The following is a 26,436-nucleotide window of genomic DNA, read 5'->3' as shown; positions in this document are numbered from 1 at the left end:
GCTTTCCGCTTTGTCGCCCCGGTCTCCCGCGGCGACTCCGGAACTGTACGGGCACCGGCCCGCCACATGCAAATCGCCTCCGCCCGGGGTCCCGGGCGGAGGCGATCGCCGTTCGCGCGTGGTCGGCGCGTCGTCAGGAGCGTCGTCAGACGCGGCCCATCTCCTCCGCGATGGCTGCCGCGAAGGCGTCGATGTCCGCCTCCGTGGTGTCGTACGAACACATCCAGCGCACCTCACCGGTGTGCTCGTTCCAGAAGTAGAAGCGGTAGCGCTTCTGCAGCCGCTCGCTCACCTCACGTGGGAGGATCGCGAACACCGCGTTCGCCTGGACCGGACGGACGACCTCGACGCCGTCGATCTTCCGGACCGCCGCCTCCAGCCGGCTGGCCATCGCATTGGCGTGGCCGGCGTTGCGCAGGTAGAGGTCGCCCGCGAGCAGGGCCTCGAACTGGACGGAGACGAAGCGCATCTTCGAGGCGAGCTGCATCGAGGTCTTGCGCAGGTACTTGATGTTGCGCACCCGCTCCGGGTTGAGCACCACCACGACCTCGCCGAGCAGCAGGCCGTTCTTCGTGCCGCCGAAGGACAGCACGTCGACGCCGAGGTCCGTCGTGAAGGCCCGCATCGGCTGGCCGAGCGAGGCGGCGGCGTTCGCCAGTCGGGAGCCGTCCATGTGGACGAGCATGCCGAGCTGGTGGGCGTGGTCGACGACCGCGCGGATCTCTTCGATCGTGTAGAGGGTGCCGAGTTCGGTGCTCTGGGTGATGGAGACCGCGAGCGGCTGCGCGCGGTGCTCGTCGCCGAAGCCGTAGGCCTGGCGGTCGAGCAGCTCGGGGGTGAGCTTGCCGTCCGGGGTGGGGACGGTGTGCAGCTTGATGCCGCCCATCTTCTCCGGGGCGCCGCCCTCGTCCACGTGGATGTGGGCGGTGTCGGCGCAGACCACGGCGCCCCAGCGGGGCAGCAGCGCCTGGAGGGCGACCACGTTGGCGCCGGTGCCGTTGAACACCGGGTAGGCCTCGGCCTTGTCGCCGAAGTGGCGGCGGAAGACGTCCTGGAGGTGCGCCGTGTAGTCGTCCTCGCCGTAGGAGATCTGGTGGCCTCCGTTGGCCAGGGCGATCGCGGCGAGGACCTCGGGGTGCACGCCGGCGTAGTTGTCGCTGGCGAAGCCGCGGACGGCGGGGTCGTGCCGCCGTACCGCGTCCGTACGGGTGAGGTCGGTCATCGGGCTGTCAGCCACAGGTGCTGTCCGTTCAGTTCTGCTGCGGGGCGGTCCCAGAGGTCCGCCAGGTGTCCGGCGAGGTCGGCGGTGTCGGTGAAGCCGGCGAACTTCGCCTCCGGCTTCTCGGCCCGCATCTCGGGGCTGACCAGCGCCTTGATGACCAGGATCGCAGCCGCCGCAGTGGGCTCGCCGTCCGGGGAGGTGGTCTCCTTCTTGAAGGAGTCGGCCATGGCGAGGGTCCAGGCCTCGGTGGCGGCCTTGGCGGCCGCGTAGGCGGCGCCGCCGGCGGTGGGCTTGTGCGCGGCCGCGGCGGAGACCATGGCGTAGCGGCCGGCCTGGCTGCGGACCAGCGCGGGCTGGAAGGCCAGCGAGGTGTGCTGGAGGGTCCGCACGACGGTGTCGTGCAGGAAGTCCCAGTCGTCCAGGCGGGTGTCGAAGAAGGTCTTGCTGCCGCGCCAGCCGCCGACCAGGTGGAACAGGCCGTCGACGTGGCCGTGCTCGGCCTCCAGGTGGTCGGCCCAGTCGTGGACCTCCTGCGGGTCGAGCAGGTCGATCACCTGGCCGCTCACCTTGGCTCCGCGCACCGCGACACGGGTGGCGTCCAGGGCGGAATCAAGGCGCTGGGCGTCGATGTCGGCGCCGATCACGGTCGCGCCCTCGGCGGTGAGGCGGCGCAGCACGGCCTGCCCGGCCGGGCCGCTGGCGCCGGCGACGGCGATGACCTTGCCGGCCAGCTTGGTGGAGGTGGTGGTGGTCACGCGGCGACTCCCTCGATACCGGCGCCGGTGATGCCGGCGGTGGCGGCGATGACGCCGCGGAGCTTCTTGGACAGGGCCTCGTAGAACATGCTCAGCGGGAACTCGTCCGGGAGCACGGCGTCGCACAGCGCCTTGTTCAGGGCCTTGCCGTCGGTGATGTCGAGCGGGAGGGCCTCGGGGCCCTTGGCCCAGGTGGAGGCCGGGTGCGGGGTGAGGTAGCGGGAGACCAGCTCGTAGGCGGCGATCCAGTGGGCCGGCTTGGGCCGGTCGATGCCGTCGCGGTACAGGGTCTCGATCTCGCCGCAGAGCTCGTTGGTGACCTGCGGGGCGCGCTCCCAGTCGATGGTCAGGCGGTTGTCGCGCCAGCGCAGGGCGTCGTGCTTGTGCAGGTAGGCGAAGAGCAGCTGGCCGCCGAGGCCGTCGTAGTTGCGGACGCGGTCGCCGGTGACCGGGAAGCGGAACAGGCGGTCGAACAGGATCGCGTACTGGACGTCGCGGGCGTGCGGGTTACCCTCGATCTCCAGCTTCACCGCCTCCTTGAAGGTGGTGAGGTCGCAGCGGAGCTCCTCCAGGCCGTACATCCAGAACGGGCTGCGCTGCTTGATCATGAAGGGGTCGAACGGCAGGTCGCCGTGGCTGTGGGTGCGGTCGTGGACCAGGTCCCACAGGACGAAGGTCTCCTGCGCGCGGTGCTGGTCCTTGAGCAGGCCCTCGGCGTCGGCCGGGATCTGCAGGCCGAGCTGCTCGATGGCGCTGGTGGACACGGCGCGGAAGCGGGCGGCCTCGCGGTCGCAGAAGATGCCGCCCCAGGTGAAACGTTCCGGCGCCTTGCGCACTGCGACCGTCTCGGGGAAGAGGACGGCGGAGTTGGTGTCGTAGCCGGCCGTGAAGTCCGTGAAGGTGATCGGCACGAACATCGGGTTGTCGAAGCGGGTCCGCTCCAGCTCGTCCAGCCACTCGGGCCACACCACGCGCAGCAGGACGGCTTCCAGGTTGCGGTCCGGGTTGCCGTTCTGGGTGTACATCGGGAAGACGACGAGGTGCTCCAGGCCGTCCTCGCGCTGCTCGGCGGGCTGGAAGGCGAGCAGCGAGTCCAGGAAGTCGGGCTCCCGGTAACCGGTGTCGGCCCACTTGGCGAGGTCCGCGTCGACGGCGGCCAGGTAGGCGGCATCGTGCGGGAAGTGCGGAGCGAGCTCCTTGACGGAGGCCCGGACGGTGGCGACCAGCGGGTCGACGGTCTGCCGCTGGACGGCGGACAGGTCGATCGAGCCGTCCTTGGACTGCAGCGGGCGCAGCGTCTCGACGGCCTCCTTCAGGCGCAGCCACGCCGGGTGGACGGCGAGGGTCGAGACCGGGGCGTCGGCCGCCGCTGCGAGCCTTGGCGAAAGATTCTGCATCGTGGACTCACTTCGACAGGAGTTATTTCAACGAGGACACCATAAGTACGAAAGGTTCTCCCGTTCAAGGGGGTCCGGACCGACAAACCTCCGGCGTGCTGCCGCTCCGGCACCAAAACCTGCGCCGAAGCAGCGGATGTCCGGCATGTGGACGGTGTCCTGGATGCTCTGGACAGATGCGCGGTTGTGATGCGAACCACCCCGCATGTTCCCGGCGGTGATCACGGTGGCCGAGCGCCACGACAGCCCGTTCCGGGTGCCCTCCCGTCAGCAGGCCTGTTGTCGTTGCCGCTGCCGCACGCACGGCCGCTGTCGCCGCTGTCGTTGACCCGGCCGCGGCCCTCGGCCCGGCCACGGCCCACCGGCTGCCGCTGATCCGCTCGGGGCGCCGCGGAGGCGGGCCCGTACGCCGACCATGCCGCGTGTGTTCCGGCGCCGCCACCGGGGGAAGTGACCCGCCGGGAAGCGGCCCGCCCGGCCCGTACCGCCGCCGCCCGCCCGGCCCCTCCCTGTTTCCCGTCGGTCCTTCCCCTGGAGTCCTGCCATGAGCCTCCGCAAGCCGTCCGCCGTCCTGCCCCTCGCCGCACTGGTGGTGGCCGCCGCCGCGCTCACCGGATGCGCCCCGCAGGACGCCAAGTCCGACGGGGCCGCCGCCGCGGGCGCCTCGGGCGCCTCCGGTCCGGCCGGTGCGGCGGCGAGTTGCACGCCGGGCGCACTGACCACGCGGACCGCCGGGAAGCTGACCGTCGGCACCGACAAGCCGGCGTACGACCCGTGGTTCTCCGGGGACGACCCGGCGAACGGCAAGGGCTTCGAGTCGGCGGTGGCGTACGCCGTGGCGGAGAAGCTGGGGTACCCGAAGGACAAGGTCGGCTGGGTGGTCGCGCCGTTCGGCAAGGCCACCGCGCCGGGGGCCAAGGACTTCGACTTCGACATCAACCAGGTGTCCATCAGCGACGAGCGCAAGCAGGCGGTCGACTTCTCCTCCGGCTACTACGCCGTGCGCCAGGCCGTGATCGCCCTGAAGGGCTCCAAGGCCGCGGGGGCGAAGAGCATCGCCGACCTCAAGGACGCCAAGCTGGGCGCGCAGATCGGCAGCACGAGCCTGGACACCATCACCAACACCATCAAGCCCAGCGGCCGGCCGGCCGTGTTCGACTCCAACGACCTGGCGAAGGCCGCGCTGAAGAACGGTCAGGTCGAGGCGCTGGTGGTCGACCTGCCGACGGCCTTCTACATCACCGGCGCCGAGGTGCCGGAGGCCCAGGTGGTGGGGCAGTTCGAATCGGCCTCGCAGGGTGAGCAGTTCGGGCTGGTGCTGGACAAGGGGTCCCGGCTGACCTCGTGCGTGTCGGGAGCGGTGGACGCGCTGCGCGCGGACGGGACGCTGGCGAAGCTGGAGAAGCAGTGGCTGTCGGACGCCGTCTCGGCGCCGGTGCTGAAGTGAGCGGGGAGACGGGCGCGGCCGGACCGGTCGAGCTCGCGACGGAGCCGACGGAGCCGAAGGAGCCGAAGGAGCCGAAGGAGCCGAAGGAGCTGACGGGGGCGAGGAGGGCGACCTTGGCGAGGAGGGCGACCGCGGCAGGGGCGGCGGAGGCCTTCGCGGCCGGGGTGGAGCAGGACGGGTACCGTCCGTCCGAGCGGCGGCTGGCGCACGAGGCGTACCGGCGCTCCCGCGCCCGCCGCTCGGCGCTGATCGCCACCGCCTCGACCGCGCTGACGGCGGTCGCGCTGTACCTGCTGGTCGTCAACTCCCCCGGCTGGGAGGTGACCCGGCGAACCTTCTTCAACCTGGACTACGCCCGCCAGGCGCTGCCCGAGGTGTTGCGGGGTCTGCGGCTCAACCTGGAGCTGATGGTCGGCTGCGGGGTGCTGATCCTGGTCCTCGGGCTGCTGCTCGCGGTGCTGCGGACGCTGCGCGGGCCGGTGTTCCTGCCGGGGCGGCTGCTGGCCACCGCGTACGTGGACTTCTTCCTCGGGCTGCCGATGATCATCTGCCTGCTGGTGATGATCACCGGGGTGCCGGCCCTGCGCCTCACCGGGGTGACCACCGATCCGCTGCTGCTCGGCGGCGCGGCGCTGGTGCTGACGTACTCGGCGTACGTGTCGGAGGTGTTCCGCTCGGGCATCGAGTCGGTGCACCCGAGCCAGCGGGCGGCCGCGCGGTCGCTGGGGCTGACCAACGCCCAGGCGATGCGGTACGTGGTGCTGCCGCAGGCGGTCCGACGGGTGGTGCCGCCGCTGATCAACAACCTGGTGAGCCTGCAGAAGGACACCGGGCTCGTCTCGATCGGCGGCGCGATCGACGCGGTGTACGCGGCGAAGATCATCGCGGCGCACTCCTTCAACTTCACGCCGTACCTGGTGGCGGGGCTGGTGTTCATCGTGCTGACCATTCCGCTGACCCGGTTCGCCGACTGGCTGACCGGGCGGATGAACCGTCGGCAGCTGCAGGGGGGTGCGGTGTGAGCGGGACCGAGGTGCTCCGGCTGGAGTCGGTGCGCAAGACCTTCGGCAGCCAGGTGGTGCTGCGCGACGTGGACCTCGCCGTGCCCGAGCACTCGGTGACGGCGCTGATCGGGGCGTCCGGCTCCGGGAAGTCCACCCTGATGCGGTGCGTCAACCTGCTGGAGGGGATCGACGACGGGGCGATCTTCCTGGACGGCGAGGAGATCACCGACCCCCGCGCGGACGAGGACGCGGTGCGGCGCCGGATCGGGGTGGTGTTCCAGTCGTACAACCTGTTCCCGCACCTGACCGTGCTGGAGAACATCACGCTCGCGCCGCGCCGGGTGCACGGCGTCGGACGGGCGGAGGCCGAGGCCAGGGCGCTGGAGCTGTTGGACCGGCTCGGGCTGGCGGCGAAGGCGAAGGAGTACCCGGACCGGCTCTCCGGCGGGCAGCAGCAGCGCGTCGCCATCGTGCGGGCGCTGGCGGCCGGACCCCGGCTGCTGCTGCTCGACGAGATCACGGCGGCGCTCGACCCGGTGCTGGTCGGGGAGGTGCTGGCGGTCGTGCGGGACCTCAAGGAACAGGGGATGACGATGGTCCTCTCCACCCATGAGATGGGCTTCGCCCGCGAGGTCGCCGACCGGGTCTGCTTCCTGGACGGCGGGGTGGTGCTCGAACAGGGGCCGCCGGAGCAGGTGTTCGGCGACCCGCAGGAGGAGCGGACCCGGCAGTTCCTCAGCCGGGTCGTGGCGTCGGGGCGGCTCCAGGGCTGAGCGCCGCACCACGGTGGTCACCACTGTGCGCCCCTGCACGCGCCCTGGCCGCGCCGGGGGCCCAGCGGTGATCGTGGACGGGACGATCGTCGCCGTGGCGGAGGGACGGCGGGGAGCGGGCGACGGCGGACAACTGTCAGCTGACGGATGACAGATTTCAACATCTGTTCTCTGAAATCTGTTCTCTGAAATCTGTCATCTGTTCTCCGTCAGCTGTTCGCTGCCCGTCGTTCGCCGCCCGCCACCCCCGGGAGGCCGCCGTTGCACGGACCCACCCTGGTCAACTGGCTCCTCGCCCTCCTCACCGCCACCGCCGGCGCCTACTGCCTGACCCGCCTGCGGCACGCCCCCTGCGTCACCGCCGCCCCGGGCGCCCGCCCCGGCCGTCCGTCACTCGCCCGGGAATCCGACGCCGCCGAAGCCCTGATGGGGCTCGGCATGGCGGCGATGGCCGTCACCGGCACCACCGTCCCGGCCGCCGTCTGGGCCTGCCTGTTCGGTCTCCCGGCCGCCGCCTTCCTGCTCGCCGCCCTGCACGCCCCCGCCGGCCGGGCGCACCGGCTGCACCACGCGGTCGGCGCGCTCGCCATGACGTACATGGCCCTCGCGATGACCGCCTCCCCCGGCGGCGGACACCACCACGCCACCGCGCTCGGCACTCCCCTGTTGACCGGCACCCTGCTGCTCTACTTCGGCGGCTACTCCCTCTGGGCCGGAGCCCGCCTGCTGCGCACCCCGTCCGGCACCCTCGTGCTCGGCACCACCGGCCTGCCCCGGGCCTGCCGGCTGACGATGGGCATCGGCATGTTCGCCATGCTCCTGACCATGTGATCCACCCCGTACGAACCGCCGCCCACGTCGCCGCCGACGCCGCCGCCCACGTCGGCGCCCACGTCGGCGCCAGAGCTGGAGCCCCCGCCAAAGCCCGCTCCCGCGCGTGGCGTTGGTCACTGGCCCGTCGAAAGCCGTTCCACCGGACGTCGCCAGCGCATAGGTTGGCAGGGAGCGCGTTGTCGCGCTCCGTGCGTACTCGGGGAGCCCATGCGATGACTGCCCTGATCGGCCTGCTGCTGCTCGGCCTGCTGCTCTCCACCGTGGTGCCCCGGGCGCTGGCCCGGGCCCGCTGGGTGGAGCGCGAACCGGTGCTGGCGCTGCTGGTGTGGCAGTGCATCGTGGTGGCCGTCCTGCTGTGCTGCGCCCTGGGCCTCGTCCTCGCCGCCTCCGCCGCCGAGCCCGAACTTCGCGCCTGGGTGTTCTCCGGCGCCCCGCACGGCGTGGAGGACGCCTACGGCCTCCAGGACGCCGAGGGCTGGGGCCGGCTGTGCGCCGCCGTCCTCGCCGCAGGCGCGCTGCAGACGGTGCTCGCGCTCACCCGCGAGGTCCGTACGGCCAAGGCCCTGCGCAACCGTCGGCACGCCCAACTGGCGACCCGCGCGCCGGAGTTGCCCGAGGCGATCGAGTCCGCCCGGAGCCGCCGGGAGCGGTTGGTGGTACTGGAGAACGTCCGACCCGAGGCCTGGTCACTGCCCGGCCCGAACTCCCGCCTGGTGGTCACCACCGGCGCCCTCCAGCAGCTCACCGACCGGGAGTTGGCGGCCGTACTGAGTCACGAGCGCGGACACGTCCGGGCCCGGCACCACTGGCTCCAGCAGTTCGCCCAGGCGCTCGCCTCCGGCTTTCCCGGCATCGGCGTGTTCCGCGCCTTCCGGGACCAGGTGGCGGAGCTGGTCGAGCTGGCGGCCGACGACCGGGCCGCCCGCCGGCACGGCCGGCACACCACCGCCCTCGCACTGGCCGAACTCAACCTGGACCGCGGGGTGTTCGGCTCCTGCCCGCCGGGCCTGGCACAATCCCCGAAACGGGTGGACCGGCTGCTCGCGGGCCGCCCCCGACTGTCCGTCCCGCAGCGGCTGCGGCTCACCGCCGTCGCCGTGGCCGCACCCGTCGGGGCCGTCCTGCTGGCCGTTGCCCCGGGAATCCACTCGCTCCTCTGACGAACGCCGCCGATCACGGACGCCGCGGTAACCGACGAGCCGATCACGGACGCCGCGGTAACCGACGCGCGGGTCACGGACGCCGCAGGTCATCGGCGTCACCGATCGACGAAGAACCGCGGCAGGTGAGTCAGCGCGAAGTCAGCGCGCCGCCGGACCCCCGCAGAGCGGAGCGAACCGCCCGCCGAGCGTCTGCCCGAGCACCTCGCGGTGGAGCGGCCGGGCCTGCTCGTAGCGCTCCCGCCCGGCCTCGGTCAGGGCGATCATGATCCCCCGCCGGTCGCTCGGACACATCGCCCGGGTCACCAGCCCGGCCTTCTCCAGGCGGGCGATCAACCGGGACAGCGCGCTCTGGCTCAGATGGACGATGGACGCCAGCTCGCTCGCCCGCAGGGCGTGCCGAGCCTCGGCCTCGCACCCCTCCACGAGGCGTTCCAGGACCTCGAACTCGCTCATGCCCAGCCCGTACTTCTCGCCGAGCTCACGGTCGAGCGCGCAGACGGCCGCGGCATGACGAGCGAGCAGCTCGCGCCATTCCGCGATGAGACCGGCCTCCGCCGAGGCTTCGAGGGAGTCGAGTTCAGCCACGCCGCCAGACTAGCACGTGCAGCGTAAATTTATGCGTTCACATCTAATTCATTTGCATTGAATGCACGTGCATGTACTGTCCTCCCCATGACCACCGCGACCGTCACGTCACCCGACGCCCCGTCAACCAGCGGGCTGAACTGGACACCCCGCCTCTGGGGCACCCTCGTCGTGCTCTGCGCCGCCATGTTCCTGGACGCCCTGGACGTCTCGATGGTGGGCGTCGCCCTCCCCTCCATCGGTTCCGAACTGCACCTCTCCACGTCCACCCTGCAATGGGTGGTCTCCGGCTACGTGCTCGGCTACGGCGGCCTGCTGCTGCTCGGCGGGCGCGCCGCCGACCTGCTCGGCCGCCGCCGGGTCTTCCTGGTCGCCCTCAGCGCCTTCGCCGCCGCCTCGCTGGTCGGCGGCCTGGTCGACGACGGCGGCCTGCTGATTGCGGCCCGCTTCCTCAAGGGGGCGAGCGCCGCCTTCACCGCCCCGGCCGGCCTGTCGATCATCACCACGACCTTCGCCGAGGGCCCCGCCCGCAACCGGGCGCTGTCGATCTACACCACCTGCGGTGCCAGCGGCTTCTCGCTCGGACTGGTGCTCAGCGGCCTGCTCACCTCGGTCGGCTGGCGCTGGACCTTCCTGATGCCCGTCCCGGTCGCGCTGCTCGCCCTGGTCCTCGCCGTGCGCCTGCTCCCCCGCCCGGTCGAGGCGCCCGCCAAGGGCGGCTACGACGTGCTCGGCGCGATCACCGGCACCGCGACCGTCCTGCTGCTGGTGTTCACCGTGACCGAGGCCCAGGGCGCGGGCTGGCTGAGCCTGCGCACCCTCGGCTCACTGGCGGTGGTCGCCGCGCTGGCCGCCGCGTTCCTGCTGGTCGAGAGCCGCACCGCCCACCCCCTGGTCCGGCTCGGGATCTTCCGCAACGGCTCGGTGGCCCGGGCCAACGTCGTCGCCTTCACCATGACCGGCGCGTACGGCGGCTTCCAGTTCGTCGTCACGCTCTACCTCCAGCACCTGCTCGGCTGGTCGGCCCTGCAGATGGCCCTCGGGCTGCTGCCCGCCGGCGCCTTCATCGCGCTCTCCGCGCCGTTCATGGGCCCGATCGTGGACCGCTTCGGCACCGCCCGCCTGCTGCCGATCGGCCTGCTGGCCCTGGCCGGCGCCTTCGCCCTGTTCCTGCGCCTGGACGAGCACAGCTCCTACCCGGTCCTGGTGCTGCCCTCGATGCTGCTGCTCGGCGTGGGCTTCGCCCTGGCCTTCCCCTCGGTGAACATCGCCGCCACCGACGGAGTGACCGACGAGGAGCAGGGGTTGGCCTCGGGGCTGGTGAACACCGCGATCCAGGTCGGCACCGCCGTGGTGCTGGCCGGGGCGACGGCGATGATCACTGCCGGGAGCGCGGGCGGCGACAGCGCCCGGGCCCAGTTGGACGGCTACCGGCCGGCCCTGATCCTGGTCACCGCGGTCGCGCTGCTCGGACTTCTGGTGGCCGCGGTCGGTGCCGTGGTGGACCGGCACCGGAATTCAACTCCCGTGTCGGTGCCGGACTATGATTATCCGCCTGCCGGCCCGGCCGTGGCCCGGACCGAAGTCCTCACCGAGCGCTGACCCACTGGCTCCCGCCCACGGTCGACCCTGACCGCCGGGCACCGGTGCCGGCTCCACCAAACCCCCGTGTTGGTGGAGCCGGCCGTCTTTGTACGGGCCGCCCGGGCGGCGCCCCCAAGGGCACGGTTCCACGGCGCGGCTGCCGGCTCCGCAAGTATATTGGCCCGGAGCCAACGAACGTTCGGAGCAGACACGATGGCACCCCGCGGGGATTCGGTCAATGAGGAGATGCGGCAACGCTCCCGCCGCCGCATCATGCGGGCCACCATCGAACTCGTTGACCAGCGCGGCTACGCGGGCACCACGCTGACCGACATCGCCGAGCGGGCCGGACTCGCCCGCGGCCTGCTGTCGTACTACTTCGACGGCAAACGACTGCTGATGCAGTCCGCGACACACCGGATGATGCACCAGGCGCTCTCCGGCGCCCTGGCCGAACTGCCGCCGGGCGCCTCCCCCGAGGCGCGGCTGGCCCGCGCGATCGACACCGTCCTCAGCCTGGCCATGGACCACCCCCGGGTGATGCGCTCCCACCTGGCGCTGATCCTCGACCCGGACACCGGCGCCTTCGTCCAGGACCCGGAGCAGCAGCAGGTCGGCGCGATCCTGCAGGGCCTGCTGGAGGACTGGGGGGCGCCGGATCCGGTCGCCGAGCACGGGGTGCTGCGCAGCGCGCTGATGGGCGGCTGCATCGGGGTGCTGCTGCCGGGCGCGGAGATCCCGCTGGCGCCGATCCGGGCCGACCTGTTCGGGCGCTACGGCCTCGCCTGGGAGCTGGGCCGCCCGCCGCAGCCGCTGCCCCCGGAACGCGAACGGCCGCCGGCCCGCGGTTGACGACGGACCGACGGCGGACTGACGGAGGCTGACGGCGAATTGGCGGCCGGTCGACGGCCGGTCGACGGCCGGTCGACGGCGGGTCGGCAGCCGGGCCCGGCTCCCCCGGGTCCCGTCCGGGAGTTGCTCAGCGCTCCTTCAGGATCGAGGCGAGCAGGTCTATCGTGCGCTCGGGCGTGAGGCTGTCCACGCAGAGCCGCTCCATGACCTGGACGTACGCGTCGACGTCGTCCCGCTTGTCCAGGTAGAGCGCACTGGTGAGCTGCTCCAGGTAGACCACGTCCGCGAGGTCCTGCTCGGGGAAGCGCAGGATCGTGAACGCCCCGGACTCGCCCGCGTGCGCGCCGAAGCGGAACGGCATGACCTGGATGACCACGTTGGCCTGCTCGGCGACGTCGATCAGGTACTGGACCTGACCGCGCATCACCTTGGGGCCGCCGACCGGCCGGCGCAGCGCCGCCTCGTCGATGACCGCCCACAGCCGCGGGCTCGCGCCCTCGGTCAGCAGCTTCTGGCGGCGCAGGCGGAGGCTGACCCTCCGCTCGACCTCCTCCTCGCTGATGACCGGCCGACTCTGACCGAAAACCGCCCGTGCGTACTCCTCGGACTGCAGCAGTCCGGGGATGAACTGCACCTCGTAGGTGCGGATCAGCTGGGCGGCCTCCTCCAGGCCGACGTAGGTCTGGAACCAGCCCGGCAGCACGTCGTTGAAGCTGTGCCACCAGCCGGACTTGTTGGCCTCGCGGACCAGGCCGAGCAGGGCCTCCCGCTCCAGTCCGTCGTCGACGCCGTAGAGGCTGAGCAGGTCGGCGACGTCCCGCTCCTTGAAGCTGACCCGGCCGAGCTCCATGCGGCTGATCTTGGACTCGGACGCGCGGATCGCGTAGCCCGCGTCCTCACGGGTGATCCCGCGCGCCTCGCGCAGGCGGCGCAGCTGCGAGCCGAGGAGGATCCGGCGGACCATCGAGCCGCCGCCCGGCTGAACTGTGGTCATGCGGTCGAAACCTCCACCTAGGGCAAACAGCGCACAGTCTGCCATCAGTTGAGCGCTCACGGTGCCGATACTGACGGATGTTCCTATCAGTTCCGCGCTCCGCACACCAGGATGCACGTGCATCCGGCGCTTGCATATGCCAATAGTGCGACTGCACGTGAATCGACTCTTGCATCTGCAGTGAGCGCACACCACCATGGTGCACGTGCACCTGCACATCCCTGGCAATCCCGCGGGCTCCGCGTCGACCGCACGCGCGACTCCGCGCACCGGCTCGACGGCGTCCCCCGCGCCATCGGGCGTTCGAGTGCGCGCGCGCCTGGTCGAGGGGGCGGCCGAGCGGCCGAGCGAGTCGGAGGTGACCGGCATGACCCCGGCGGGTCCAGCCGTGTCCGCCCCCTTATGGGAGGAGCTCTTCATGAGCACCGGTACGGCTTTGGCGGTTGACCCCCTTGTGGTCACCTGTACGCTCGCTCCTCGCTTCGAAGCCGTGAGAACCGCGCGCGACTTCGCCCGGACCACTCTTCAGCGCTGGGGCCTGACGGAGCTGTTCGACGATGTCGCGCTGGTGGCCTCGGAACTCGTGACCAACGCGCTCCGGCATGCGATCGGCGCACGGCCCGGCCCCTCGGGCGGCGCCCTGGGCGAGTACGACTTTCCCACACAGCCGACCCCGGAGGGACGGCTGCCGATCCGAATAAGCCTGGTGCACCGCGCGCCCCAGGTGGTCTGCGCGGTGAGCGATCCGAGCAGCATCGGCCCGGTGGCCCGGGAGGCGGACTTCGTCGCCGAGTCGGGCCGCGGGCTGCACCTGGTGGAGTCGTTCAGCCGCGCCTGGGGCTGGCACCCGCTGGGCAGCGGCAAGGTGGTCTGGGCCGTGTTCGAGGAGGAGCCGGCCGGCGGCAGCAGGCTCGACGGCGCCGGGCTCGACTGCGGCCCCCTGGAGGGCCACCAGCTGGGCAAGCTCGACGGACGAGTCGAAATCGGTGGACGGCACCGGCGCTCGGCCTAGCGCCGCACGGCGCACGGCCGGCCGAGGGACGATCCGGGAGGACCACGCCCCGGGCCCTTCAGCCAGGCCCCCGCGCCGGTCCGGACCGCGGTCCCGGCACCGGCTCACCGCACCGGGCGCTCCGGTTCCGGCTCCGGCCCCGGAGGAAGCGGCCGGCCCGCGGGAGCACCCGCGGCACCCCGGCAGGCCCCGCCGCACGGTCCACCACGGGACCGGACGGGAGCGGGACGGGCCGCCGCCGGGCAAAGACAAAGGCCGTCGTGGTGTCAGCACCCACGACGGCCCCCCGATGATGGAGCAGCAGCCGGTCAGACCGCCAGGTGGTCGAACTCCCCGTCCTTGGCCCCCAGCAGCAGGGCGGCGATCTCCGCCCGGGTGTAGATGAGCGCCGGACCGTCCGGGAAGCGCGAGTTGCGCATCGCGACGTCGCCGCCCGGCAGGGCCGCGAACTCGACGCAGTTGCCCTGGGAGTTGCTGTGCCGGCTCTTCTGCCAGACCACCCCCTGGAGGTCGGCGGCGGCCATCCCGTTGTAGGTGTGGTTCGAGCCGTGCGTGTCCTGCGAGTCGTGCATAGAAGTCTCCCGAAGAGCTCCGGAGTTGTCGTCCAGCGCGGCGCCCCGGCACCCGCCGAACGAGAGGACCGGCCCCGTACCGGTCCGGCGCAACGCCTCACTTGACGCGATGATAGCTCCAGTGCACGTGCATCAGCACGGGACATTGCAGGTGCACGGGGGCTTTTACGGTCGCCCCGAACTCTTCACGGGCTCTTCTCCTGACGGTACGTAAACGGACATAGCCGATGGAATCGTCGGTTCGTCCATAACCGGCCGTGAGCATCCCCCCGCTAAATGTTGATCTTCGAATGCCGGGAGTCGCACCGCCGTGACCCTCCGTCAGGCCACCTCCGGCCTGTGAGACATCTCACGCGCTCCGGATGCAACGCGCCGCCCCTCCGGACACGTCAGGGCAACAATGCGGGCCCTGGCGGACATTGGGCGAGGAATGTCCGGATTGTAGGCAAACCGCCCGGACCGTCGGGGCGGCGACACGACCTCCGCACCACGACCACCCGAAACCCGTACGGCAGCCGACTGCAGGCCTGACGGGCCGATGTCCTACGATCTCCGGCATGAGCACCGCAGCCATCCCGGGCGCGCCACTGCCCGTCCGCACTCCAGGCTCCCGTGCGCGGGGGCGCCACCGCCGCCCCGAGCGCCCCGAGATCCGCACCGGCTCGCCGGCCCTGGTGCTCGCCGTGCCCGCGACCGCGGGGCCCGAGTCCCGTTCGGTCGTCGAGGAGCTGCTGTCGATCGTCCGCAGCGAGCACGTCGGCGTCCAGGCCGCGGTCGGCTACCTTCCGGCCGACGGCGCCGGGGACGGCGGTTCCGAGGACCGCACCGTCGCGGAGCTGCTGGCGGCGGCCGCCGAGGCCGGACTGCCGACGCCCGTCGTGGTGCCGCTGGTGCCTGGCCCGCACGGCTTCCTGACCGGACTTCACGCCCTCGCCGCCGAGTACGGCGCGACCGTCACCGACGCCCTCGGCCCGCACCCGCTGCTCGCCGAGGCCGTCCACGTGCGGCTGTCCGAGGCCGGACTGGCCCGGGCCGACCGGGCCCGGCTGTTCGCCATCGCGACCGCCGCCGACGGCGTCGTACTGACCACCGTGGGCGGCGAGGACGCGGCCGCCGCGGCCGGCATCACCGGCGTGCTGCTGGCCGCCCGACTGGCCGTCCCGGTCGTCGCCGCGGCGCTCGACGTGCCCGGCTCGGTCGCCGGGGCCGTCAAGCACCTCAAGGAGACCGGCTCCGAGCGCCCGGCGCTGGCCCCGCTCGTCATCGGCCCGGAGGCGGACTCCGAACTGCTCGCCGCGGCCGCCGAGGAGACCGGCTGCCCGTCGGCGGCGCCGCTGGGCGCGTACCCGACCGTCGGCCAGCTGATCGCCTCCACCTACCTGGCCGCGCTGCCGACGCCGTCGGCGGAGGAGCTGGCCGAGGCCGAGGCGGAGGCCGCCGCCACCGCCGGGGCCGGGGAGGGCTCCCGGCGCGCCCACGCGGCCGCTCAGGGGCCCGTGGAGGGCTGACGGACACCCGCGGCCACCCGTCGCCGCACCCGCACCACCGAAGGGCCCGGAACGACCGCGTTCCGGGCCCTTTCCGTTTGTTCGGATTGCCCCGCAGGGGAGTTAAGCGGTCATTGCCATGCAATGTCCGTTCTGATGCCTTTTGTCGATGAATAGTCGACCCATCATCGGGCGCTCGGATCCGGGGCGCTCCCCCGGTCCGGCGAACGCGCCCCCTCCGCGCCTCAACGCTCCGTCACATCACTTCTGAGGCGGAGCCAGTTTTGAGAATTCATCGCGGAATTGCCGGAAAACGATCATTTCCGATCATGGAATTCAAGCCGTTCGGCCTTTTTTCGTAAACCGTGATGCGCATCACAGGTATTTGCAGTTTGAACTTAAGTCTGCTTAACGTGCTCCCCGTTCGTGACCACACGGACCCAGGTCATCCGCGACGCCGAGTCCTGCCGTCGGATGTCCTGGCAGCGCGAAATCGCATCACGGCAGGAGCGGGGGAACCACAGGTAAGTCGCCCCGGACCGCTTCCCGGAAACGGTCCTGGGCTAGGGGTGAAGCCGTGCCACAGCGCGGCCGGGCAACTCCAGCCCGAATCCGACAGCTCACCTCGCAGGCGTGGGAGAGGACCGCGTCTTCATGCTGCCTTCCAACGGCACCCGCCTGTCCAGCCGCACCCGCCGCGTGATCGCCGCCCTCGGCGTCGCGGGCGTCGGCCTCACCGTCCCCTGCCTCACCACCGGCACCGCCAACGCCGCCTCCGTCGCCACCTGGGACAAGGTCGCCCAGTGCGAGAGCGGCGGCAACTGGAGCATCAACACCGGCAACGGCTTCTACGGCGGCCTGCAGTTCACCTCCAGCACCTGGGCCGCCTTCGGCGGCACCGCGTTCGCCCCGCAGGCCAACCTCGCCACCAAGGACCAGCAGATCGCCGTCGCCGAGAAGGTCCTGGCCTCGCAGGGCCCCGGCGCCTGGCCGGTCTGCTCGGTCCAGGCCGGTCTGACCCAGGGCGGCGCCCCGGCCGCCGTCGACACCTCGACGGCAGCCAAGCCCGCCGCCAAGCCCGCCGCCAAGCCGGCCCAGACCCCGGCCCCGGCCGCGGCGTCCGCCAAGCCGTCCGCGCCCGCCCAGGACCAGGCCCAGGCCCAGGCCTCCGGTGACTCCGCCTCGGCCTCCGCCTCCGCCTCCGCCAAGCCCGCCACCGGCAACTGGGCGAAGCAGCACCCGGCGCAGGCCCAGGCCGGCGCCTACACCGTCGTCGAGGGCGACTGGCTGTCCTCCATCGCCACCAAGCACAACGTCCAGGGCGGCTGGCAGCACCTGTACGAGCTCAACCGCGGCACCCTCACCGATGGCCCGGACACCATCTACCCGGGCCAGCAGCTGACCTTCGGTGACGGCACCGCGGCCCAGGCCGACCAGTCCTCCACCGCCACCAAGTCCGGCTCGGACTTCAACTGGTTCGACCGCTCGCAGAAGTCCGGCCAGGCCTCGAACGGCGGTTCCGTGGACGCCAAGCCGGTCGCCCAGACCACGGCCCCGACCGCGAAGCCCGCCGCGAAGCCCGCCGCGAAGCCGGCCGCCCCGGCGCAGACCCAGGCCTCGGCCCCGGCCGCCACCGGCAGCATGGCCGCCGCGGTCGCCTTCGCCGAGTCGAAGGTCGGCCAGGCGTACGTCTACGGCGGCACCGGCAACGGTGGTTGGGACTGCTCCGGGCTGACCCAGGCCGCGCTGCGCGCCGCGGGCATCAACATCCCGCGCGTCGCCGCCGACCAGGCCGCCGCCAGCACCCACGTGTCGCTGGACAGCCTCCAGCCGGGCGACCTGCTCTTCTGGTCGAACAACGGCCAGGACTCCGGCGTCTACCACGTCGCCATCTACGTCGGCGGCGGCCAGTACGTCGAGGCCGCCAACCCGAGCTCGGGCGTCCGGCTCCAGACCATCGCCAACTGGGCCCCGGACTTCGCCGGCCGGGTCTGAGCACCGCGAACGCCGAACAGCTGACAGGAAACAGCCGGCAGACGACAGCTGACGGTAACAGATAACGGATAACAGATTTCATCATCTGTCATCTGTCATCCGACAGCCGTCTGCCCCACCCGTCAGCCTCGCCCGACCGCCCCGGGAAAGAGCCCGCTCACTCCTCCCGGGGCTTCGGCGTACCCGGACGGCCGGCCCCGCGGCCCGGCCGCAGTCCCCGGTCCCCCAGCTCCCGGTTCCGCAGCTCCCGGTTCCGCATGGTCGAACTCCCCCGCAGCGGGCATGCTGCTGCTCCGCACCCGAGGAGGAGTCACCATGGCCCAGGTCACCGTCACGATCGACGCTAACCTCGCGATCGACGCGATGCTGCTCTCCGGCACCAAGAACCCCCAGGACGCCGTCGAGCTGGTACTGCGCGACTACCTGGCCCGCGGCCGCCGCACCGAGACCCGGACCGGCGACGCGGCCGACGGCCGGCGGGTCTCCACCGACCGCCGGAACGTCCAGGAGGGCTGACCGGCCGGCGAACGCCGACCGGCCCCGGAGAGCAACCGCCCTCCGGGGCCCGTCAGTTGGCCCGTTCCCGCCGACCGGCCGGCTCAGCGCGCGCAGGCCCCCGTGGAGCCCCGCATCACCAGCTCCGGCTGGAACATGAACTCCCCGCGCTGGGCGGCGTTCCCGCCGACCTCCTCCAGCAGCGCGTCCACCGCCGCCGTCGCCATCGCCTCGACCGGCTGGCGGATCGTGGTCAACGGCGGTTCGGTGAAGGCGATCAGCGGTGAGTCGTCGAAGCCGACCACCGAGACGTCGTGCGGCACCGACAGCCCGCGCTGCCGCACCGCCCGGATCGCCCCGAGCGCCATCATGTCGCTCCCGCAGACGATCGCCGTGCAGCCCTTGTCGAGCAGCGCTCCGGCCGCCGCGTGCCCGCCCTCCACGCTGAACAGCGTGTGGTGGACGAGGCCTTCCGCCTCCTCCTGCCCGAGCCCGAGCACCTCGCGCATCGCCGCCGTGAAGCCCTCGATCTTGCGCAGCACCGGCACGTACCGCCGCTGCCCGACCGCCAGACCGATCCGCTCGTGCCCGAGTTCGGCCAGGTGCTGGACGGCCATCCACATCGCGGACCGGTCGTCCGGCGAGATGAACGGCGCGTCGATCTTCTCGCTGAAACCGTTGATCAGCACGAACGGCACCCCGCGCCCGGCCAGCCGGGCGTAACGGTCGTGGTCCGCCGTGGAGTCGGCGTGCAGCCCGGAGACGAAGACGATGCCCGCCACGCCCCGGTCGACCAGCATCTCGACCAGTTCGTCCTCGGTGGACCCGCCCGGGGTCTGGGTGCACAGCACCGGCGTGAAGCCGTGCCGGCTGAGCACCTGCTCGATCACCTGCGCCAGCGCGGGGAAGATCGGGTTGCTCAACTCCGGCGTGATCAGCCCGATCAGCCCGGCACTGCGCTGGCGCAGCCGGGTCGGCCGCTCGTAGCCGAGCACGTCCAGCGCCGCCAGGACGGTCTGCCTGGTGGCGGCGGAGACGTTCGCCTTGCCGTTGAGCACGCGGGAGACGGTGGCTTCGCTGACCCCCGCCTGTGCCGCGATGTCTGAGAGTCGCGCCGTAGTCACGGTCCCAGAGCCTATTGCAACCACGTCAGACCGCCCACCAGCCGGTGGCGTCCGGAGCGAGCACCGTCTCGCCGCCGTCCACCACGACTTCGGTCGAGGCGAGCAGCAGTCGGCCCGGGGCGGCGATCCGCACCGGCTCGCCGGTGGTGTTCACCGTGCAGACGAAGGAGCCGCGCCGGAAGGAGAGGGTGCCCTCGGGGCCGTCCAGCCACTCGACCTCGGTGCCGGCTCCCAGGTCGGGCTGCGCCCGTCGGACGGCCAGCGCGCTGCGGTAGAGCTCCAGGGTGGAGGACGGGTCGCCGGTCTGCGCCTCGACGCTCAGCTCGGCCCACTCGGCCGGCTGCGGCAGCCAGGACGGCCCGCCCGCGACCGGCCCGAAGCCGTACGGTGCCTCGCTGCCGGACCACGGGATCGGGACGCGGCAGCCGTCGCGGTAGCCGTCCTGGCCGGCCTGGCGGAAGAAGGACGGGTCCTGGCGGACCTCGTCCGGCAGGTCGGTGACGTCCGGCAGGCCGAGCTCCTCGCCCTGGTAGACGTACGCGGAGCCGGGCAGCGCGAGCATCAGCAGGGTGGCGGCGCGGGCGCGGCGCAGGCCGAGCGCCCGGTCGCCGGGGGTGCGGATCTGGGTGCCGAGGCCGGGCTCGTTGGCGAAGCGGGTGGCGTGCCGGGTGACGTCGTGGTTGGACAGCACCCAGGTGGTGGGGGCGTCGACCGGGCGCATCGAGTCGAGCGAGAGGTCGATCACCTCGCGCAGCGCGGCGGCGTCCCAATCGGTGCCCAGGTACTGGAAGTTGAAGGCCTGGTGCAGCTCGTCGGGGCGGACGTAGTTGGCGGTGCGCTGGACGGTCGGGGTCCAGGCCTCGGCGACGCCGATGCGCTGCCCCGGGTACTCGTCGAGGATCCGGCGCCAGCTGCGGTAGATCTCGTGCACGCCGTCTTGGTCGAAGAACGGCATGACGTCGTTGCCGAGCAGCTTGAGCTGGTCGGCGCCGCCGAGGTCGGGCAGGCCGGGCGCCTTGACCAGGCCGTGGGCGACGTCGATGCGGAAGCCGTCCACGCCCATGTCCAGCCAGAACCGCAGGATCGAGCGGAACTCGTCGGCGACGGCCGGGTTCTCCCAGTTGAAGTCGGGCTGCTCCGGGGCGAACAGGTGCAGGTACCAGTCGCCGGGGGTGCCGTCCGGGTTCGCGGTGCGGGTCCAGGCCGGGCCGCCGAAGATGGACTCCCAGTCGTTGGGCGGCAGTTCGCCCTGCTCACCCTTGCCGGGGCGGAAGTGGTAGCGCTCGCGCAGCGGGGAGCCGGGGCCCTCGCGCAGGGCGCGCTGGAACCACTCGTGCTGGTCCGAGGAGTGGTTGGGGACGAGGTCGACGATGATCCGCAGGCCCAGCTGGTGGGCGTCGCGGATCAGCGCGTCGGCGTCCAGCAGGGTGCCGAACATCGGGTCCACGGCGCGGTAGTCGGCGACGTCGTAGCCGGCGTCGGCCTGCGGGGAGGCGTAGAACGGGGAGAGCCAGACGGCGTCCACACCGAGGTCGCGCAGGTACGGCAGGCGGCTGCGGATGCCGGGCAGGTCGCCCATGCCGTCCCCGTTGGAGTCGGCGAAGCTGCGCGGGTACACCTGGTAGATGACCGCGTCCCGCCACCAGTCTCTGGACGCGCTGCCGGTCACAGGATCCAGGGCGGCCGCCTCGTGAGCGGCGTCGACGGCAGGCCGGGAGGTGTCGGCCAGGTTCTGGGTCATGGACGGTATCCCTTGGGGACTAGAGGAGCGAGGAGCGCTGAGGGGTGCGGGGGCGTCACGACTTGGAGGCACCGGCGGTCAGGCCGGTGACCAGGTGGCGCTGCACCAGGTAGAAGAAGGCCGCCGACGGGATCGCGATCAGCACCGCCGTGGCGGCCATCAGGTTCCACTGGGCGTCGTGCTCGCTGACGAAGCTCTGCAGGCCGACGGCCAGCGTGTACTTGTCGGAGCTGAGCATGAAGGTGGAGGCGAACGGCACCTCGGCCCAGTAGGTGAGGAAGGAGTAGAAGGCGGCGACCGCCAGGCCCGGACGGGCGAGCGGCAGCACCAGCCGCCAGAAGGTGCCGAACGGGCTGAGCCCGTCGACCCGGCCGGCCTCGTCGATCTCCACCGGGATGGTGTCGAAGTAGCCCTTCAGCAGCCAGGCGCAGTACGGCACGGTGGTGGTCGAGTAGACCAGGATCAGGCCGGTGTAGCTGTCCAGCAGCCCGAGTTCGGAGAGCATCGTGTACATCGGCACGATCAGCACCGCGATCGGGAACATCTGGGTGACCAGCAGTGACCACATCAGCGGCTTGTGCCCGGGGAACTTCATCCGGGAGACGGCGTAGCCGGTGGTGGCCGCGAGCAGCACGCCGAACACGGTGGTGACGCCGGAGACCAGCAGGGCGTTGCCGAACCAGGTGAAGAAGTCGGTGTCGGCCAGCACGTGCTGGTAGTTCGACAGCGTGAGCTTGTCGAAGATCCCGGCGGGGTGGAGGTAGTCGGTCTTGTCCGGTCCGAGCGAGACGAAGAGGATCCAGCCGACCGGGAACAGCGCGATCAGGCTGGCCAGGATCAGGACGCCGTGGGACAGCGTCTTGGACAGCGGGCTGCTCTCGCCGCGCGGCCGGAACCTGGCGGGCCGGGCGGCCGGGGCCGCGGTCGCCGCGGCGGCGGCGGGGCGTTCGGTGGTGGTGCTCATCTGGTTACCTGCCTTCGTGGGTCAACTGGGTCCGGAGCCTCAGCCGTTGGCCTGCTCGTTGCGGGCGAGCCAGCGCCGGTAGAAGGCGGTGAAGACGATCAGGATGGACAGCAGGATCACGCCGTACGAGGCGGACTGCGCGAAGTCCTGGGGGATCTGGCCGAAGGCGAGGCGGTAGGCCCAGGTGACCAGCAGCTGGGCGTCGGGGGCACCCTTGCCGAACAGCAGGAAGATGACGTTGAACTGGTTGAACGTCCAGATCACGCCGAGCAGCACGACGGTGGAGGAGACGCTGCGCAGCCCGGGCAGGGTGATGTGGCGGAACTGCTGCCAGCGGGTGGCGCCGTCCATCTCGGCGGCCTCGTACAGCTCGGCCGGGATCGCCTGCAGGCCGCCGAGCAGCGAGATCATCATGAACGGCACGCCGGCCCAGGTGTTGACCAGGATCGCGGCCGCCTTCTGCGCCCAGGGGTCGGTGAGCCAGCCGGGCTCGGGCAGGTGCAGGGCGGACAGCACGGTGTTGACGACGCCGCCGTCGGAGAGCATCAGGCGCCAGGAGAAGACGGTGACGAAGGTCGGGACGGCCCACGGGAGGATGAGCAGCATCCGGTAGGCGGCGCGCCCGCGCAGCTTCTTGTTGAGCAGGACGGCGAGGCCGAGGCCGAGGGTGTAGTGCAGGCAGACGCAGATGACCGTCCAGGCGATGGTCCACACGAAGTGGGACCAGAACCGGTCGTAGGAGCCGGGGCCCCAGAGGATGTCGGCGTAGTTGTGGAAGCCGATGTACTGGTAGCTGGCCGGGATCTCGTTGACGCCGATGTGGCGGGCGACGTTGAGGCTGTTGGCGTCGGTGAGGGTCAGCCAGATGCCCTGGACGAGCGGGTAGAACACCAGGACGCCGAGCACCAGCACGACCGGGGCGATCATCGCGTAGGCGTACCAGTGCTTGGCGTAGGAGCGCTTGAGGCGTTCCAGCAGGCCCGGACGCTGATCGCGCTCCCGGCTGCCCTTGCCGGTGGCGCCCTGCACGGCGACTGACATCGTTTGCACCTTCTCGGGGGGAAGTCTCGGGGGAGCCGACGGCCCGGCCCGCCGGTGTCGGCGGGCCGGGCTGCGGGGACTACTTGGCGAAGCCCGGCAGGAGCTTGGCGTAGTCCGTGGCCACGGTGTTCAGCGCGTCCTGGGTGCCGGTTCCCTGGACGGCCTTGCCCAGGTTGGTGCCGAGCGAGTCGAACAGCGAGCCGTACTCGGGCAGTTCGGGGCGCGGCTTGGCGCTGCCGAGGATGGCCTGGAAGCCGGAGATGCCCGGGTCGGCCTTGACGTCGGCGGTGAAGGCGTCGGAGCGGGTCGGCAGGGTGGAGTTCTTCTGCGCGATGAACGCCTGGCTCTCGGCCGAGGTCATGAAGGCGGCGAACTTCTCGGCGGCGGCCTTGTGGGCCTTGTCGGCGCCGGCGTAGACGGCGATGTTGTGGCCGCCGGTGGGGGCGCCGGCCTTGCCGCCGGAGCCGCCCGGGACGGGGGCGATGCCGAGGTTCTTCTTGTCGGCGAAGGCGGAGCCCTTGTAGATGTTGGTGATCTCCCAGGGGCCCTGGATGATCGCCGCGACCTTGCCGCTGTTGAAGGCGTCCATCATGTGGGCGTAGGCGTCGGTGGTGACGTCGGCCTTGGCCGTGCCGGGCGAGGTGAACATCGACTTGTAGGTCTCGATGCCCTTGACGGCCTCGGGCGAGGTGATGGTGATCTTCTTGTTGGCGGCGTCGACGGTGTCGGTGCCCTCGCCGAACAGGAACGGCATCGCGTAGTAGCCGTCGGCGGCCTTCAGCCAGAAGCCGTCGACGCCCGCCTTGTCCTTGATGGCGGCGGCGTCGGTCTTCAGCTCGTCCCAGGTCTTGGGGGCGTCGGTGATGCCGGCCTTGGCGAACAGGTCCTTGTTGTAGAGGAAGCCGAGGGTGTCGGTGACCAGCGGGACGCCGTACAGCTTGCCCTGGTACTTGGCCTGCTGGATCAGGCTGGGCTGGAAGGCGGAGGTGTCGGCGGCGGCGGGGGTGCCGTCCAGCGGCTCCAGGAAGCCGGCCTTGGCGAAGGCGGCGGTCCAGCCGACGTCGGAGCGGAACACGTCCGGCGCGCCCTTGGCCCCCATGGCGGTCTGCAGCTTGTTCTGCGCCTGGTCGAACGGCACGTTGACGAAGTTGACCTTGATGTTCGGGTTGGCCGCCTCGAACTTCTTGGCCAGTTCCTGGTAGTTCGGAGCCTCGTTGGTGGCGTTCGACGTGTCCCAGTACGTGAGGGTGACCGGGCCGTCGGCCTTGCTGTCCGATCCGGAGCCGCCATTGCTGCCACAGGCAGCCATCGAGACCGCGAGGGCCACAACGAGGGCAGAGGCCGCGATGCCACGCCGCATGAGAACTCCTTGGGAGGGGTGGGGGGTGCCCGAGATGTTCGGAGACAGGCGCATAATGGCTGCCTCGTGCCGACCGCACCGTTGCTGCCGTCGGGCTCGGAAGGAAGTTAACAGCGGCGCAAGAGTGACGGAAAGTCCTTGCAGCAAGTTTCTGCAAGAAACGCCGATTGTTACGCCCACGTGTCCTGCGCGTAGCCGCACGGTAGTTGACTGCGCGGCGCAATGTCCGGCTTCGTCCGCTTCACCCCGATCCGGGGTGGCCGGCACGACCACCCTCGGTGGCTGAAAGGCGCTTGCAGCAGACTGGACGCATGCGCATCCGAGCCGTCACCGAGGACGAACTGCCCCTGCTGGGCGAGCTGGAGCGGGCCGCCGGAGCCCCCTTCGCCGCGATCGGGATGCGGGAGATCGCGGAGGACGAACCCCCGGCCCCGGAGGAGCTCGCCCGCTACCTGGAGCACGGCACCGCCCTGGTCGCCGAGGCCGCGGACGGAACCGTCGCCGGCTACCTGCTGGCCGAGCCGGTGGACGGCGCGCTGCACGTCGAACAGGTCTCGGTCCACCCCGACCACGCCCGCCGGGGCATCGGCCGGGCGCTGATCGAGCACCTCGCCGAGGGCACCGACGCCCCCGCGCTCACCCTGACCACCTTCGCGGACGTCCCCTGGAACGCCCCCTACTACGCCCGGTGCGGCTTCCGCCCGCTGGCCGACGCCGAGCTCACCCCCGGCCTGCGCGAGATCCGCCGCAGGGAGGCCGAGCACGGCCTCGACCGCTGGCCCCGGCTCTGCATGCGCCGGGACCTCGGCCGACCGGTCAGCTGACCCCCAGCCGCAGCACGGTGGTCGAGCGGAACTCCTCCCCCGGCCGCAGCTCGGTGCTCGGGAAGGCCGGGTGGTGCGGGGAGTCCGGGAAGTGCTGGGTCTCCAGCGCGATCCCGGCGAACGGCCCGTACGGCACCCCGCTCGCGCCGGTGACCGCGCCCTGGAACTTGTTCGCCGTGTAGACCTGGACGCCCGGTTCGGTGGTCAGCACCTCCAGGGTGCGGCCGCCGACCGGGTCCTCCAGCAGCGCCGCCCGGGCCGGTCGGCCGTCCGCCGGGCGGGCGCGCAGCACCCAGTTGTGGTCGTAGCCGCCCGGACCGGCCAGCTGGGGGTGGTCGTCGTGCACCGACTTGCCGATCGGGGTGGCCACGGTGAAGTCGAAGGGCGTGCCCGCCACCGGCTCGGTCCGCCCGTACGGGATCTGCCGCTCGTCGGCCGGGGTGTACTCGTCGGCGTCCAGGGTGAGCAGATGACCGAGGACGTCGCCGCTGCCCTCACCCGCGAGGTTGAAGTAGGCGTGGTTGGTCAGGTTGACAACGGTCGGCCGGTTGGTGACGGCCCGGTAGTCGATCACCAGCTCGCCGGCCGCGCCCGGAGCGTACGACAGGGTGTAGGAGACGGTGACGTCCAGCGCGCCGGGGAAGCCCTGGTCGCCGTCCGGGCTGTGCAGCCGCAGCAGCACCCCGTCCTCGACCGGCTCGGCCGCCCACATCCGCTGGGCGAAGCCGTCCGGGCCGCCGTGGATGGTCATCCCGCCGCCGGTCGGAGCGAGCGGGTGTTCCTGGCCGTCGATGGTGACGCTGGAACGGTCGATCCGGTTGGCGTACCGGCCCACGACCGTGCCGTAGTGCCGCGCGGGGCCCAGGATCTGCGCCAACTCGTCGGAGGACAGCAGCAGTTGGGCCGTACGGCCGGCCCGGTCCGGCGCGCTCAGGGTGTGCAGGGTGGCGCCGAGGGTGAGCACGCTCGCCTCGTACGGGCCGGCGGTCAGCGTCCAGCGCTGGATCGCCGCGCCCGCGCCCGAGGGGTTGAGGGGTTCGCGGCGCACCGTGGTGGCCTCGCTCGCCATGGCCTGCTCCTCACTGGCGGCGGCAGTGCGCCGCCTCCGCCCGGTCCCGGTCCGTCCAGGGGCGTCCCGGCGGCCCCGTGGTGTCCGGTCAGCCTAGCGAGGGCGGCGCCGCTGGGGGCGCTTCCACGCCTCCGCGCGCCGC

Annotated in this window: 24 protein-coding genes and 1 riboswitch; of the genes, 12 read left to right on the top strand and 12 right to left on the bottom strand. The window is 71.7% G+C overall.

The features are described from left to right. Positions 1–145 precede the first annotated feature (145 nt). Genes ACZ6Z8_RS28235 through ACZ6Z8_RS28225 form a run of 3 tightly spaced genes read right to left on the bottom strand, consistent with a single transcriptional unit; the run spans position 146 to position 3,374 of the window. Complete coding sequence (locus ACZ6Z8_RS28235) at positions 146–1,222, bottom strand: threonine aldolase family protein (RefSeq protein ID WP_465612848.1); 1,077 nt, start codon at positions 1,220–1,222, stop codon at positions 146–148. Then, positions 1,219–1,977, bottom strand: a complete 759-nt coding sequence (locus ACZ6Z8_RS28230; RefSeq protein WP_465612836.1) for an SDR family NAD(P)-dependent oxidoreductase — start codon at positions 1,975–1,977, stop codon at positions 1,219–1,221. The genes ACZ6Z8_RS28235 and ACZ6Z8_RS28230 overlap by 4 nt, the downstream gene beginning before the upstream one ends. Continuing rightward, positions 1,974–3,374, bottom strand: coding sequence for a DUF6421 family protein (locus ACZ6Z8_RS28225; RefSeq protein ID WP_465612835.1), 1,401 nt, complete (start codon positions 3,372–3,374; stop codon positions 1,974–1,976). The genes ACZ6Z8_RS28230 and ACZ6Z8_RS28225 overlap by 4 nt, the downstream gene beginning before the upstream one ends. 544 nt (positions 3,375–3,918) lie before the next feature. Between ACZ6Z8_RS28225 and ACZ6Z8_RS28220 the strand changes: the two genes are divergently transcribed. The 5 genes from ACZ6Z8_RS28220 (at position 3,919) to ACZ6Z8_RS28200 (ending at position 8,592) form a co-directional block, all read left to right on the top strand. After that, entirely contained in the window at positions 3,919–4,821 is a 903-nt protein-coding gene (locus ACZ6Z8_RS28220) for an ABC transporter substrate-binding protein (protein ID WP_465612834.1), read from the top strand. A 113-nt stretch (positions 4,822–4,934) separates the two neighbouring features. After that, positions 4,935–5,843 (top strand): amino acid ABC transporter permease, encoded by a 909-nt coding sequence (locus ACZ6Z8_RS28215; protein WP_465612833.1) that lies wholly within the window; start codon positions 4,935–4,937, stop codon positions 5,841–5,843. Beyond that, entirely contained in the window at positions 5,840–6,598 is a 759-nt protein-coding gene (locus ACZ6Z8_RS28210) for an amino acid ABC transporter ATP-binding protein (protein ID WP_465612832.1), read from the top strand. The genes ACZ6Z8_RS28215 and ACZ6Z8_RS28210 overlap by 4 nt, the downstream gene beginning before the upstream one ends. Before the next feature lie 261 nt (positions 6,599–6,859). After that, on the top strand, positions 6,860–7,429 hold the full coding sequence (locus tag ACZ6Z8_RS28205) for a DUF5134 domain-containing protein (protein ID WP_465612831.1): 570 nt from the start codon (positions 6,860–6,862) through the stop codon (positions 7,427–7,429). 215 nt (positions 7,430–7,644) lie between these two features. Further along, complete coding sequence (locus tag ACZ6Z8_RS28200; RefSeq protein WP_465612830.1) at positions 7,645–8,592, top strand: M56 family metallopeptidase; 948 nt, start codon at positions 7,645–7,647, stop codon at positions 8,590–8,592. Between the two features lie 141 nt (positions 8,593–8,733). Here ACZ6Z8_RS28200 and ACZ6Z8_RS28195 read toward each other — a convergent pair whose 3' ends face one another. Next, positions 8,734–9,180 carry a MarR family winged helix-turn-helix transcriptional regulator gene (locus tag ACZ6Z8_RS28195; protein ID WP_465612829.1) on the bottom strand — a complete coding sequence of 149 codons (447 nt, stop codon included), beginning with the start codon at positions 9,178–9,180 and terminating at the stop codon, positions 8,734–8,736. A gap of 87 nt (positions 9,181–9,267) precedes the next feature. Between ACZ6Z8_RS28195 and ACZ6Z8_RS28190 the strand changes: the two genes are divergently transcribed. Both ACZ6Z8_RS28190 and ACZ6Z8_RS28185 read left to right on the top strand, forming a co-directional pair. Then, positions 9,268–10,782: an MFS transporter gene (locus ACZ6Z8_RS28190; RefSeq protein ID WP_465612828.1), complete on the top strand. Its 1,515-nt coding sequence runs from the start codon at positions 9,268–9,270 to the stop codon at positions 10,780–10,782. 228 nt (positions 10,783–11,010) lie between these two features. Then, positions 11,011–11,616: a TetR/AcrR family transcriptional regulator gene (locus ACZ6Z8_RS28185; protein ID WP_465612827.1), complete on the top strand. Its 606-nt coding sequence runs from the start codon at positions 11,011–11,013 to the stop codon at positions 11,614–11,616. Between the two features lie 127 nt (positions 11,617–11,743). Here ACZ6Z8_RS28185 and ACZ6Z8_RS28180 read toward each other — a convergent pair whose 3' ends face one another. After that, on the bottom strand, positions 11,744–12,610 hold the full coding sequence (locus ACZ6Z8_RS28180) for a helix-turn-helix domain-containing protein (protein ID WP_030281333.1): 867 nt from the start codon (positions 12,608–12,610) through the stop codon (positions 11,744–11,746). A 367-nt stretch (positions 12,611–12,977) separates the two neighbouring features. On the opposite strand from ACZ6Z8_RS28180, the gene ACZ6Z8_RS28175 reads away from it, so the two are divergent. Beyond that, a complete protein-coding gene (locus tag ACZ6Z8_RS28175) occupies positions 12,978–13,622 on the top strand; it encodes an ATP-binding protein (RefSeq protein ID WP_465612847.1) in 645 nt (214 codons plus the stop codon). Between the two features lie 308 nt (positions 13,623–13,930). Here the strand turns inward: ACZ6Z8_RS28175 and ACZ6Z8_RS28170 are convergent, their stop codons facing one another. After that, on the bottom strand, positions 13,931–14,194 hold the full coding sequence (locus ACZ6Z8_RS28170; RefSeq protein WP_350512811.1) for a DUF397 domain-containing protein: 264 nt from the start codon (positions 14,192–14,194) through the stop codon (positions 13,931–13,933). 557 nt (positions 14,195–14,751) lie between these two features. Between ACZ6Z8_RS28170 and ACZ6Z8_RS28165 the strand changes: the two genes are divergently transcribed. The 3 genes from ACZ6Z8_RS28165 (at position 14,752) to ACZ6Z8_RS28155 (ending at position 18,192) form a co-directional block, all read left to right on the top strand. Further along, positions 14,752–15,702 carry a sirohydrochlorin chelatase family protein gene (locus tag ACZ6Z8_RS28165; RefSeq protein ID WP_465612826.1) on the top strand — a complete coding sequence of 317 codons (951 nt, stop codon included), beginning with the start codon at positions 14,752–14,754 and terminating at the stop codon, positions 15,700–15,702. A gap of 455 nt (positions 15,703–16,157) precedes the next feature. Next, a riboswitch (cyclic di-AMP (ydaO/yuaA leader) is annotated at positions 16,158–16,328 on the top strand. A gap of 7 nt (positions 16,329–16,335) precedes the next feature. Further along, positions 16,336–17,676: a transglycosylase family protein gene (locus ACZ6Z8_RS28160; RefSeq protein WP_465612825.1), complete on the top strand. Its 1,341-nt coding sequence runs from the start codon at positions 16,336–16,338 to the stop codon at positions 17,674–17,676. A gap of 315 nt (positions 17,677–17,991) precedes the next feature. Then, a complete protein-coding gene (locus tag ACZ6Z8_RS28155) occupies positions 17,992–18,192 on the top strand; it encodes a hypothetical protein (protein WP_465612824.1) in 201 nt (66 codons plus the stop codon). A gap of 83 nt (positions 18,193–18,275) precedes the next feature. On the opposite strand, the gene ACZ6Z8_RS28150 is transcribed toward ACZ6Z8_RS28155, so the two are convergent. The 5 genes from ACZ6Z8_RS28150 to ACZ6Z8_RS28130 form a co-directional block, all read right to left on the bottom strand. After that, positions 18,276–19,295: a LacI family DNA-binding transcriptional regulator gene (locus ACZ6Z8_RS28150; RefSeq protein WP_191093550.1), complete on the bottom strand. Its 1,020-nt coding sequence runs from the start codon at positions 19,293–19,295 to the stop codon at positions 18,276–18,278. 25 nt (positions 19,296–19,320) lie between these two features. After that, positions 19,321–21,036, bottom strand: coding sequence for a glycoside hydrolase family 13 protein (locus ACZ6Z8_RS28145; protein ID WP_465612823.1), 1,716 nt, complete (start codon positions 21,034–21,036; stop codon positions 19,321–19,323). Between the two features lie 55 nt (positions 21,037–21,091). Then, positions 21,092–22,000: a sugar ABC transporter permease gene (locus tag ACZ6Z8_RS28140; protein ID WP_465612822.1), complete on the bottom strand. Its 909-nt coding sequence runs from the start codon at positions 21,998–22,000 to the stop codon at positions 21,092–21,094. A 39-nt stretch (positions 22,001–22,039) separates the two neighbouring features. Next, the gene (locus ACZ6Z8_RS28135; RefSeq protein WP_465612821.1) at positions 22,040–23,041 is read right to left on the bottom strand and encodes a carbohydrate ABC transporter permease; all 1,002 of its coding nucleotides are present in this window, start codon (positions 23,039–23,041) and stop codon (positions 22,040–22,042) included. 79 nt (positions 23,042–23,120) lie between these two features. Then, on the bottom strand, positions 23,121–24,401 hold the full coding sequence (locus ACZ6Z8_RS28130) for an extracellular solute-binding protein (RefSeq protein WP_465612820.1): 1,281 nt from the start codon (positions 24,399–24,401) through the stop codon (positions 23,121–23,123). Between the two features lie 311 nt (positions 24,402–24,712). Here ACZ6Z8_RS28130 and ACZ6Z8_RS28125 point away from each other — a divergent pair, with 311 nt between their 5' ends. Continuing rightward, complete coding sequence (locus ACZ6Z8_RS28125; RefSeq protein WP_465612819.1) at positions 24,713–25,225, top strand: GNAT family N-acetyltransferase; 513 nt, start codon at positions 24,713–24,715, stop codon at positions 25,223–25,225. On the opposite strand, the gene ACZ6Z8_RS28120 is transcribed toward ACZ6Z8_RS28125, so the two are convergent. Then, positions 25,218–26,294, bottom strand: coding sequence for an aldose epimerase family protein (locus tag ACZ6Z8_RS28120; RefSeq protein WP_465612818.1), 1,077 nt, complete (start codon positions 26,292–26,294; stop codon positions 25,218–25,220). The two genes, ACZ6Z8_RS28125 and ACZ6Z8_RS28120, sit on opposite strands and share 8 nt — an antisense overlap. Positions 26,295–26,436 lie beyond the last annotated feature (142 nt).

The sequence above is a fragment of the Kitasatospora sp. NPDC101108 genome (assembly GCF_055584725.1).
Note: the sequence above shows the minus strand (reverse complement) of the source record. Positions and strands in the feature narration are given on the sequence as shown.

What these genes read in the sequence shown, in the direction of transcription:
- ACZ6Z8_RS28175 (WP_465612847.1), top strand. Translation starts at nt 12,978, where the DNA reads ATGACCCCGGCGGGTCCAGCCGTGTCCGCCCCCTTATGGGAGGAGCTC.
- ACZ6Z8_RS28155 (WP_465612824.1), top strand. Translation starts at nt 17,992, where the DNA reads ATGGCCCAGGTCACCGTCACGATCGACGCTAACCTCGCGATCGACGCG.
- ACZ6Z8_RS28185 (WP_465612827.1), top strand. Translation starts at nt 11,011, where the DNA reads ATGCGGCAACGCTCCCGCCGCCGCATCATGCGGGCCACCATCGAACTC.
- ACZ6Z8_RS28180 (WP_030281333.1), bottom strand. Translation starts at nt 12,610, where the DNA reads ATGACCACAGTTCAGCCGGGCGGCGGCTCGATGGTCCGCCGGATCCTC.
- ACZ6Z8_RS28220 (WP_465612834.1), top strand. Translation starts at nt 3,919, where the DNA reads ATGAGCCTCCGCAAGCCGTCCGCCGTCCTGCCCCTCGCCGCACTGGTG.
- ACZ6Z8_RS28120 (WP_465612818.1), bottom strand. Translation starts at nt 26,294, where the DNA reads ATGGCGAGCGAGGCCACCACGGTGCGCCGCGAACCCCTCAACCCCTCG.
- ACZ6Z8_RS28135 (WP_465612821.1), bottom strand. Translation starts at nt 23,041, where the DNA reads ATGTCAGTCGCCGTGCAGGGCGCCACCGGCAAGGGCAGCCGGGAGCGC.
- ACZ6Z8_RS28165 (WP_465612826.1), top strand. Translation starts at nt 14,752, where the DNA reads ATGAGCACCGCAGCCATCCCGGGCGCGCCACTGCCCGTCCGCACTCCA.
- ACZ6Z8_RS28190 (WP_465612828.1), top strand. Translation starts at nt 9,268, where the DNA reads ATGACCACCGCGACCGTCACGTCACCCGACGCCCCGTCAACCAGCGGG.
- ACZ6Z8_RS28125 (WP_465612819.1), top strand. Translation starts at nt 24,713, where the DNA reads ATGCGCATCCGAGCCGTCACCGAGGACGAACTGCCCCTGCTGGGCGAG.
- ACZ6Z8_RS28140 (WP_465612822.1), bottom strand. Translation starts at nt 22,000, where the DNA reads ATGAGCACCACCACCGAACGCCCCGCCGCCGCCGCGGCGACCGCGGCC.
- ACZ6Z8_RS28200 (WP_465612830.1), top strand. Translation starts at nt 7,645, where the DNA reads ATGACTGCCCTGATCGGCCTGCTGCTGCTCGGCCTGCTGCTCTCCACC.
- ACZ6Z8_RS28130 (WP_465612820.1), bottom strand. Translation starts at nt 24,401, where the DNA reads ATGCGGCGTGGCATCGCGGCCTCTGCCCTCGTTGTGGCCCTCGCGGTC.
- ACZ6Z8_RS28170 (WP_350512811.1), bottom strand. Translation starts at nt 14,194, where the DNA reads ATGCACGACTCGCAGGACACGCACGGCTCGAACCACACCTACAACGGG.
- ACZ6Z8_RS28145 (WP_465612823.1), bottom strand. Translation starts at nt 21,036, where the DNA reads ATGACCCAGAACCTGGCCGACACCTCCCGGCCTGCCGTCGACGCCGCT.
- ACZ6Z8_RS28160 (WP_465612825.1), top strand. Translation starts at nt 16,336, where the DNA reads ATGCTGCCTTCCAACGGCACCCGCCTGTCCAGCCGCACCCGCCGCGTG.
- ACZ6Z8_RS28235 (WP_465612848.1), bottom strand. Translation starts at nt 1,222, where the DNA reads ATGACCGACCTCACCCGTACGGACGCGGTACGGCGGCACGACCCCGCC.
- ACZ6Z8_RS28225 (WP_465612835.1), bottom strand. Translation starts at nt 3,374, where the DNA reads ATGCAGAATCTTTCGCCAAGGCTCGCAGCGGCGGCCGACGCCCCGGTC.